The 4,034-nt window shown below is 65.1% G+C and carries 4 protein-coding genes; 1 reads left to right on the forward strand and 3 read right to left on the reverse strand.

The window, feature by feature from the left end:
- Window positions 1–310 precede the first annotated feature (310 nt).
- Both VFW04_08395 and VFW04_08400 read right to left on the reverse strand, forming a co-directional pair.
- A complete protein-coding gene (locus tag VFW04_08395; GenBank protein ID HEX5179333.1) occupies window positions 311–982 on the reverse strand; it encodes an O-methyltransferase in 672 nt (223 codons plus the stop codon).
- A gap of 64 nt (window positions 983–1,046) precedes the next feature.
- On the reverse strand, window positions 1,047–2,129 hold the full coding sequence (locus VFW04_08400; protein ID HEX5179334.1) for a sulfite oxidase: 1,083 nt from the start codon (window positions 2,127–2,129) through the stop codon (window positions 1,047–1,049).
- A 161-nt stretch (window positions 2,130–2,290) separates the two neighbouring features.
- On the opposite strand from VFW04_08400, the gene VFW04_08405 reads away from it, so the two are divergent.
- Window positions 2,291–3,433 carry a saccharopine dehydrogenase C-terminal domain-containing protein gene (locus tag VFW04_08405; GenBank protein ID HEX5179335.1) on the forward strand — a complete coding sequence of 381 codons (1,143 nt, stop codon included), beginning with the start codon at window positions 2,291–2,293 and terminating at the stop codon, window positions 3,431–3,433.
- Window positions 3,434–3,461: 28 nt separating this feature from the next.
- Here the strand turns inward: VFW04_08405 and dacB are convergent.
- The coding region (gene dacB / locus VFW04_08410; GenBank protein HEX5179336.1) for a D-alanyl-D-alanine carboxypeptidase/D-alanyl-D-alanine-endopeptidase at window positions 3,462–4,034 on the reverse strand (573 nt) is incomplete at its 5' end.

Below are 4,034 nucleotides of genomic sequence, written 5' to 3' on the forward strand. Positions count from 1 at the left end.
GCGTGGCGAGGCGCCGCCCAAACGCCACATGGAGGCATCTACGACAAAGGCTCAAAAGGATAACGACGAGGATGTAAGAGATGGGGTCGGCGCATCTCCACGCTTAACGACGCGTCGTTGAGGTTGCATATGCACCGACCCCATCTCTTGTATCCTTGTAGTTATCCCTCACACCAGAGCGAAGAAGCCCTTGACACAGGCCTCCAGTTAGCCCTCACGTCGCTCTTCCAGCGGACATAGTGCGCCGACGTGTACCGCCCTGCTTTCCCCAAAATTCCGCGAGGACCCTTTTTTTAGAAAACGCAGATGGTTAAGGGCGGTTCACGAGTGCGAGCGTAAATCCGTCGTATCCCTTGCTGCCGACCGTTTGGATCGTGGTGGCCGAGACGCGATCGTCGTGGGCCAGCAGGTGGTGCAGTGCGCGCACGCCTTCAACGTTCGGATCGTCGCTGGATGGATCGGCGAGCTTCCCGTCGCGGACGACGTTGTCGACAATGATCGCCGAGCCAGGCCGAGTGAGCGCGAGCGCACGCGCGTAATAGTCGGGAATGCGCGGCTTGTCGGCGTCGATGAAGACCAGGTCGAACGGCTTGACATGCTCGGCGATGAGTTGGTCGAGCGTGTCGAGCGCCGGACCAACGCGAACATCCACGCGTCGCGCGAGCTTGGCGCGGCGGAGGTTCTGTCGCGCGACGTCGGCGTGCGCGGGCTCGAGCTCGAGCGTCACCACGCGTCCGCCGCGGGGCAGGGCGCGAGCGAGCCAGATGGTCGAATAGCCGCCTAACGTACCGAGCTCGAGGATGCGGCGCGCCCGCATCGCATGGGCGAGCAGGAAGAGCAGCTTTCCTTGGGGAGGCGACACGCTGATCGGCGGCAGACCGTGCGCGGCGCTGCGCTCGAGGGCGCCCTCGAGGACCTCGTCGTGTCCGACGAGAGACGACGTGATGTAGTCGTCGACCGATGTCCAGACGTCATGCGTCATGTACAGGCGGCCAAGGGCGCGGGGACAGGAGACAAAGGGCGGACGACCGCGCAGCGATTGCGATTCACGTGCCGGCACGCTGGACGACGATCGCTACGCGGTGCCAGGCGTTGTTCGCGTAGCCCTTCACGTTCCAGCCGTCGCGGAGCTCGGGCGATTGCGCGGGCGACGCGCCGTCCGTCGCGCGAACGACGAGCGTGCGGCGGCCGGGCTGGAGGTCCACCGTCGCTTCCCAGAACGTCCAGGTGTAGCCCAAGCCCGGTTTCGTGACGCGGGCCGGAAGCCAGTCGTGGCCATCGTTAGGCGATACCTCGACGGCGGTCACCGGGCGGGCTGCCGTGCCCCATGCCCACCCGCGCACACGAAGCACGCCCGCACATACTTCCTGCTCCGGCACCGGATCCAGAATCGCCGCGTTCACGGTGATCCTGCTGAGCGCCACGCCTGCTGTCACGTCGCGCGGCTTGGCCGGATCCACCGTGTACTGCACGCGGTACGCTTCGCGCTGGAAGTAATTCTCCGACGGTTCGGTCAGGAGCGCGATGCGGCCAAGCCACTTCACGCTGCGCGCGCCAATCCAACCCGGAACGACCGCCCGCACCGGAAATCCATGCACGGGCGGAAGCTCGGCGCCATTGAGCTCGGTGGCGAGCAGCACGTCTCCATCCAGCGCTTTGTCGAGATCGATCGAGCCGCCAAAGCCGAACGTGTGACCGTGACGTTCGACGCTATCGAGCCCCGTGAACTCGACATATCGTGCAGCCGGCGAGGCGCCAACCAGATCGAGAACATCGCGAAGGAGAACGCCGGTCCAGTCGCCCGTGCTCGCCGCTTGCGGACCCCACGGGAGCTCGCCCGGAAGGGGGCCGAGCAGCAGATACTCGTTGCGTCGCAGTCCGGCGCACACGAGAGTGGCCGCAACCGTCCGGCGTGGAAGCGCGCGCAGATCGTCGAGCGTGAAAGTTCGCGGCCGCGAACAGAGGCCGCCCACCTCGAGGCGCCAGGATCGCGGGTCTATCGTCGGCGTTTTGCCGTGACTGCGCGTGAAGAACTGATCGACCGGCGTGAGAAAGTGATCCGCGGTGACGATAGTGTTCGTCCCCGTGTTCTGCGCCTCCGCGTCGAAGATCAAACGATGATCGGTCATTGGCTGTGTGTCTGGTCGGCTGACTGCGTGCGTCGTCGAGTCAGGAAGCTAAGGGCGGGCACGGTTCAGGGAAGTGCGCCAAAGTTGGGGTCGGCGCTGCAATCACTTATTTTTCAAGGCTCGCCCAAATTCAGATCGATTGACCAGGAGAACCACGGCCCATGCGGATGCTCGTTCTCGGAGCCGGCCTTCAAGGCTCGGCGTGTGCGTACGACCTGCTTCAGAATCCCGATGTCAAAGAGGTTCGCCTTGCGGACCTGAACGTCTCCCATGTCGCCGATTTTCTTGCGCCGTACTCGGGGAAGCGACTGATCCCGACGCATCTCGATGTGCGTGACACAGCCGCCGTCCTCGCCGTGATGCGCGATAGCGACGCGGTGATGAGCGCGATCCCCTACTACTTCAATCTGGACTTGGCGCGGTTGGCGGTCGAAGCCGGAACGCACTTTTGCGACCTCGGCGGCAACACCGAAATCGTGTTTCAGCAGAAAGAGCTGGACGCAGCGGCCAAGGCGAAGGGCATCACCGTGATCCCCGATTGCGGGGTCGCGCCGGGCATGGTAAACATTCTCGCGCAGCACGGCATCGAGCAGATGGACAAGGTGCGCTCGGTCAAGATTTTCGTGGGCGGTCTGCCGCAACACCCCGAGCCGCCGCTCAACTACCAGATCGTGTACTCGCTCGAAGGCGTCCTGGACTACTACACGACGCTGTCATGGGTGCTGCGCGACGCGAAGCGCACGCGCGTCAAGGCGTTGTCGGAGATCGAGGAGGTGTCGTTCCCCGACCCGGTGGGCAAGCTCGAGGCGTTCCACACAGCGGGCGGTCTCTCGACGATGGCGTTCCGATACGAGGGCCAGATCCCAACGATGGAGTACAAGACGCTTCGCTATCCGGGGCACGCGCACATCATGGAGGCGATTCGCGATCTCGGTCTGCTCGAGCTGACGCCGGTGGACGTGAAGGGCACGAGGGTGATCCCGCGCGATCTGTTCGTGGCGACGGTGGGTCCCCGCCTAACCAAGCCGAAGGGTCACGATCTGCTTGCCCTGCGCGTCATCGTCCAGGGCAGCAAGGCGGGCAGCGCCAAGACGGTCGGATTCGAGCTGGTCGACTACTACGACGAGGCGCACCACATCAGCGCGATGATGCGCACCACGGGCTACTCGCTGTCGATCACCGGGCAGATGCAGGCCAGGGGAGAGATCGCGCCGCCGGGCGTGCACACGCCCGACGAGAGCGTGAACGCCGCCGCGTACATCGGCGAGCTCGCCAAGCGCGGCGTCAACATCAGACAATTTTGAAGGATCGGCTCGACCGGCGCGGCCGAGCCTAACGCGAGAAGGCTGCGAGCGTGCCGCCCATCGCATCGATCGTCGTCTTGGCGTTCCAGCGGTCGGTGCCGTTGTAGATGAACGCGAACGCGAGCAGCTCGCCGTCGCGCGCGGTGACGTAGCCGCCGAGCGAGATCACGTTGTTCGTGGTGCCGGTCTTGGCGTGCAGGTTTCCCTGTGCGGGCGTGTACTTCATCCGCCGCTTGAGCAGCTCCGACTCGCCGGCGACGGGCAGGGACGCGTGGAACGCATCGCTCCAGGGCGCGGTGTTCGCGTACGCCAGCAAATCGACGAGCGAACGCGGCGTCACGCGGTCGAGCACGGAGAGTCCGCTGCCGTCGGCAACCACCACGGCGCCGGCCGGCGCACCGACCTTGTGCGTGAGAAAGGTCTGGAGCAGCGCGTTCGCCGTTTCCACCGAGCCGACGCCATCGCTCGCCGCCTTGCGGCCCGCATCGCGGAACAGCAGCTCCGCGAAGTGGTTGATGCTCTCGCGGTTCATGGCCGAGATGAGGTGCGAGAGCGGGGGCGACGCGATGCCGGCGACCTTGATCGCGTCGTTAGGCGTCGT

The organism is Gemmatimonadaceae bacterium (genome assembly GCA_036273715.1).
Taxonomy (GTDB): Bacteria; Gemmatimonadota; Gemmatimonadetes; order Gemmatimonadales; family Gemmatimonadaceae; genus JADGGM01.

Excerpts from the sequence above, each read along its gene's own strand:
- VFW04_08400 (HEX5179334.1), bottom strand. The coding sequence starts at position 2,129 with ATGACCGATCATCGTTTGATCTTCGACGCGGAGGCGCAGAACACGGGG.
- VFW04_08405 (HEX5179335.1), top strand. The coding sequence starts at position 2,291 with ATGCGGATGCTCGTTCTCGGAGCCGGCCTTCAAGGCTCGGCGTGTGCG.
- VFW04_08395 (HEX5179333.1), bottom strand. The coding sequence starts at position 982 with ATGACGCATGACGTCTGGACATCGGTCGACGACTACATCACGTCGTCT.